At 59.5% G+C, this 5,052-nt stretch carries 3 protein-coding genes; 2 read left to right on the forward strand and 1 reads right to left on the reverse strand.

Annotated elements, in window-relative coordinates; all coding sequences use genetic code 11:
* Together I6F28_RS36850 and I6F28_RS36855 are read left to right on the forward strand one after the other, a co-directional pair.
* Window positions 1–1,715: DUF3141 domain-containing protein (locus tag I6F28_RS36850; protein ID WP_225143887.1), on the forward strand; the 1,715-nt coding region annotated here is incomplete at its 5' end.
* Window positions 1,716–2,104: 389 nt separating this feature from the next.
* Window positions 2,105–3,553 carry a hypothetical protein gene (locus I6F28_RS36855; RefSeq protein ID WP_225143889.1) on the forward strand — a complete coding sequence of 483 codons (1,449 nt, stop codon included), beginning with the start codon at window positions 2,105–2,107 and terminating at the stop codon, window positions 3,551–3,553.
* A gap of 133 nt (window positions 3,554–3,686) precedes the next feature.
* Here the strand turns inward: I6F28_RS36855 and I6F28_RS36860 are convergent, their stop codons facing one another.
* Window positions 3,687–4,955, reverse strand: coding sequence for an IS256 family transposase (locus I6F28_RS36860; RefSeq protein ID WP_225143891.1), 1,269 nt, complete (start codon window positions 4,953–4,955; stop codon window positions 3,687–3,689).
* Between the last annotated feature and the right edge of the window lie 97 nt (window positions 4,956–5,052).

Here is a 5,052-nt window from a genome sequence, read left to right on the forward strand (position 1 = left end):
CGTTTGTTCGAGAAGTGATCCGCCGGCATCCGCGCGCGCCTCTGCCGGCCATTATCGGCAACTGCCAAGCAGGCTGGGCGACCCTCGTTCTCGCCGCAACAAACCCTGACTTGACAGGACCCATCGTCATCAATGGATCACCGGTGACGGCTGTATCGGGAAACATCGGCGACAACACTTTCCGCTACATTGCCGGCATATTCGGCGGAGTCTGGATCCCGATGCTTCTGTGCGACCTTGGCCAGGGCATGTTTGATGGAGCCAATCTCATACACAATTTCGAGATGCTCAATCCCGAGCGCCGGCTGTTCCTAAAGTACGCCGAGCTTTTCCGCGACGTGGATACGACGCGCGAAAGCTTTCTTGCCACCGAGAAGTGGTGGAGCAGCTTCTGCTTGCTGCACGAAAACGAGATCTGCTGGATTCTCGAAAACTTGTTCATCGGCAACCGGCTCGGCAAGAACATGGCCTACCTGGGATCGGGGCGTCAGCACGTGGATCTCAAGCAGATCCGCGCGCCGATCATCGTGTTTGCCAGCCATGGCGACAAAGTGACGCCGCCCCAGCACGCTCTGAATTGGATTACAGATGTTTACGAGAACGAGGAGGAGATCCGCGTTCGCGGCCAACACATTATCTATATGGTGCATGACGACATCGGGCACCTCGGCATCTTCGTCTCTTCAAAAGTTGTCAATAGGGAGTTCCGGCAAGTTGCAACCACGCTTGAGGCAATCGAAGCGTTGATGCCTGGCCTCTACGAAATGTGCATCAAAGATGTTCAGGAACATGATGGACGAAAAAGCTTCAGTGTTGAACTAGTCGAACGCAGCTTCAAGGACATCCGGGCATTGAACGACGACTATCGCGATGAGTTCCCTTTCGGTGCGGTTGACCGGGCGTCTGAACTTCAGGCACAGATCTATCACACAATCGCCCGCCCCTTCGTCAGAGCTGCAGTCACAACCTTCACGGCCCAAGCTAGCCGAAGTGTTCACCCGGAGCGCCTGTCGCGAGCGCTAATGTCTTCGCGAAATCTGATGCTGGCTGGCTTCAAGTCCATAAGCGAGCAGGTTCGCCAGTCTCGAGCCAAGGCCAGAGTAGATAATCCATTCCTGCTGGCGGAAGCCTTGTATGTGCAGCATATCGCACATGCGATGATCTGCTGGCGCGACCTGCGCGACATGATGTATGAGCTGATGTTCCACAGCATGTGGAACACTCCTTTGCAGCACTATTTTAGTGATCGCTACGAAGTGCAGGCGAGGCAAATGACGCTAGAAGAATTGAGGTCGCGCCCGGACGTTCAGTTTGCGCTTAAGATGATCGCGACCGGCGGCTTCATCGAGGCCGTCATCCGCATTATGGCGCTGCTTGTGAGCGATCGCGGCGGTATCCGCCGCGACCGTCTCGATCGCTGGTCACGCGTCCTGACGGAGAACGAGCCGTTCCGCTCTGTCCCTTCTGACCGTCTGACTACAATCACTCGCCAACAGACCATCATCGCCACTTTGGAACGGGAGCAAGCAATCGAGACCCTGCCATTGCTGCTGGATGACTCTGAGGAGCGCCGCCGCGCCTACCTGGTCGCACGCTATGTACCCGGTCCCATCGCGGAAATGTCGCCGAAGTCGATCGACCTCCTAGGGCGGTTTGCTCAGGTGCTTGAGCAGCCGCCAATCACCGGCGATGTTACCGAAAATCCTTTGGCGTAAATGAAGGCTGAGTAAAGCGTCGATGCTTGGCGTAAAGGATGACCATTGGCTTGAGCGCCAGGCGTGGCAACTGAGGGCAATGTCGATGCGCCTCGTAGTTGGCACAGGATTTGAAGCCAGTTCGTCCTGCACGTTGTACTCTGACGCTTACGGCTGGAGCGGCCAAACATGTTCGACGCGCGCCTATTGTGTGTTCCGGATCCTGAGCGCTGATGGTACGGAGGGCTCGAATTCAAGAATTGACTTGACGAAAGAAGTGAGCAGATACCGATGCGTTCCCTTTGCAGATAAGAACCAGCCGCGCTGAAGTCGTCGAATCTGGCGACTTCCTCCGGACCGAGCAGAGATATTAGTTGTTGGGGCACTTTCTCCCTGCCGAAATCCGCAGAATGGAGTTCTTCGCCGTGGACCACGATACCATCCGCGCCGAGCTGATGTACTTGGAGTCCCTTGGCTCCCGAATCTCGGGCTCAAAGAGCCACGATCAACTTGTAGAGCATGTCAAACAGCAGTGGGCCGACTTCGGTATGCGAGTTCACGAGGACGTCTTGCATTTCGATCGCTGGAGCATGGCTGCAGAAAATCCCGACGGTCTGCGTCTTAAGATCGACGGGCGCGACATAGCGATCTCTTCGGTCTTTCCCTACTCCGGGACCACCGGCCCCCTAGGGACCGAGAAGCAGTTGTACAGATTGCGCGGTCCAATACCGCGATGGACCAAAGCGCGCGGAGGAATTGCGGTCGTCGAGGTCCGAAATCGGGAGTTCCCGTTTGATGCGGCGGTCAAGACTTGGGATCGGGCGCGTGCATGGGGCAAGACCACTATGCCGCTGCTTCCTGCCACGTTCGCCGGCCTCGGTCTGGCGCGTGCTCGACGAGCTGGCGTTGAGGCGGTGATCTTCGCCTGGCGTGGCATAAGCATTTTCAACGCCAAAGGACAGTACTTACCGTTCACGTTGCCCTACCAGAACATTCCAGCGGTCTTCGTGGCCGGAGACGACGCCGACTTTGTGTTGGACGCCGCCTCACGGGCCAGGCGGGCGACGCTCATCCTTGACGCGGTGATCGAACGAAATAGCGCCATGCGTACAGTATGGGCGGCTGTGGAAGGTCGCGGCGCACCCCACGAAACTGTGCTCGTGGTAAGCCACAGCGATGGTACAAATATTGTCGAGGAGAACGGCCACATCGGTGTGGTCGAACTCGCGCGCCAGACTGTCGCTCACCCATTGGCACGCACGGTCATCTTCGTGTTAACAGCTGGACACCTTCGAATACCGGCGGTGACCGAGGATGGCCAAGCCACTTCGCGCTGGTTGCGGGATCACCCACAATGGTGGGCTGGTGGCCCGGGAGATCGCCACGCGGTGGCGGGCCTGGTGATCGAGCACCTCGGCGCTCGGGAATACCGGGACAATCCCCTCAAAAACACCTACGGGCCGACAGGCAACCCCGCACCCGAACTGCTCTACGCCTCCACCGCGCAGCTGACGGCGCTTATCGAATCAGAGTGGCGTACAACCGGGCAAGCGCCGAGAGTGTCGGCCCCAAACGCGCTCATTCAGTTCGGCGAAGGCCAGCCGCTCTACCTAAAAGGCATCCCAAACATCGCGCTCGTAACCGTGCCGCAGTACCTGTTAAGTATTGAACCGGGCGACTACGTCGACGTCGCTCTTCTGGACAGACAAGTCAGCAGCTTCGCGCGACTGCTGCAACGAATTGACACCATGCCCAGCAACGAAATCGGCACCGTCAAGATGACTACACCACTCGCGAAAGCGGCCGCCGCGCTGCGCGCGATTGGCATTCTCGCTGGCAGCTCGTTGCATTGCCGATGAACCGCCTGCACCAAGCGGCAAACTTATGAAGAGCGTAATTAGCTCGGAGCTCCAGCCAAGCGAACCGATAAAAGCGCCTTTTCGCGTCCGCTTCTTGCTCGGGAGCTATGCGGGATTTTGGGTGATGAGGCGATCAGGCGGCGTGGTTTGCCGGCACGTGGATGACCTCGATGCCGTCGTTGAATCTGACACCTGCGATGACCTTGGGCAACTGATTTGTGCCTTTGAGCCGCCGCCAGGTCTTTGAAGCGGTGATCACCAGCTTGAACACCATCAGCTTGGCGGTGGTCGGCGACAACGAGCCCTTCGTCCGCACGGCTCTGTGCCGCACAGTCGCGAACACGCTTTCGATGGGGTTGGTCGTGCGCAGATGATCCCAATGCTGGGCAGGGAAGTCGTAGAAGGCCAGCAGCGCGTCGCGGTCCTTGGCGAGGCATTCGACCGCCCGGCCGTATTTGGCGCAGTATTTCTCGGCAAAGACGTCGATCGCCGCTTCGGCGGACGCCCGGCTCGGCGCCCAATAGACCTCGCGCAGATCCTTCTTCATGGTGGCCTGCACCGAGAGCGGGACCTTGTCCAGGACGTTGACGGTCTTGTGTACCCAACATCGCTGGTGCCGTGTGCCGGGAAAGACCTCGTCGAGCGCCTTCCAGAAGCCGAGCGCGCCGTCGCCGACGGCAATTTCCGGCGCGATCTGCAATCCGCGCTGTTTGACGTCGATCAGGAGTTCGCGCCAGCTCTGCGCGCTCTCCCGGACGCCGACCTGGAAGCCGATCAGTTCCTTCTTGCCTTCCGGCGTCGCGCCGATCAGCACCAGCATACATTCGCCGTGGTCTTCCATGCGGGCCTGCAGGAAGACCCCATCGGCCCACACGTACACGTATCGCCGCGCCGACAGATCGCGTCTCTGCCAGCGCTCGTACTCGCCCTGCCACTCGGCCGTCAGCCGGGACACCACCGCCGGCGACAGGTTCGGCGCATCCTTGCCCAGCAGGGCCGTCAGCGCCTCCTGGAAGTCGCCGGTCGAGATGCCGCGCAGATAGAGCACTGGCAACAGCGCATCCAGACTTCTGGTTCGCCGCGCCCACAGCGGCAGGATTGCCGAGCTGAACCGGATGCGTTCGCCTTCGCTGGACGCTCCACGGTCGCGAACCTTCGCCCGCGCGACCTCGACCGGGCCGACGCCAGTCTGGATCGTTCGCGTCGGGCCGTAACCATGCCGCACGACACGGGCGCGTCCGTCGGCAAGCTTCAAATCATTCACCGTGGCAAGAAATGTCTCGACTTCGACCTCGACGGCCTGTGCAAGAAGCTGCCGCGCTCCGGCGCGCAGGATATTGGTCAGTGGATCATCGATCTCGTCGGGCTGACGAAGCGGGACAATGTTGCTAGTATCGTTCATGGCGTATCGCTCTCCTCGAGAGGTTCTGGCAGGCTCGACACCCGCCTCGATACGCCGCCTATCTCATTCCGTCAGCACCCACTTTCCCGCATAGCTC

Origin of the sequence: Bradyrhizobium sp. NBAIM14, assembly GCF_020193895.1 — a bacterium.
Taxonomy (GTDB): domain Bacteria; phylum Pseudomonadota; class Alphaproteobacteria; order Rhizobiales; family Xanthobacteraceae; genus Bradyrhizobium; species Bradyrhizobium yuanmingense.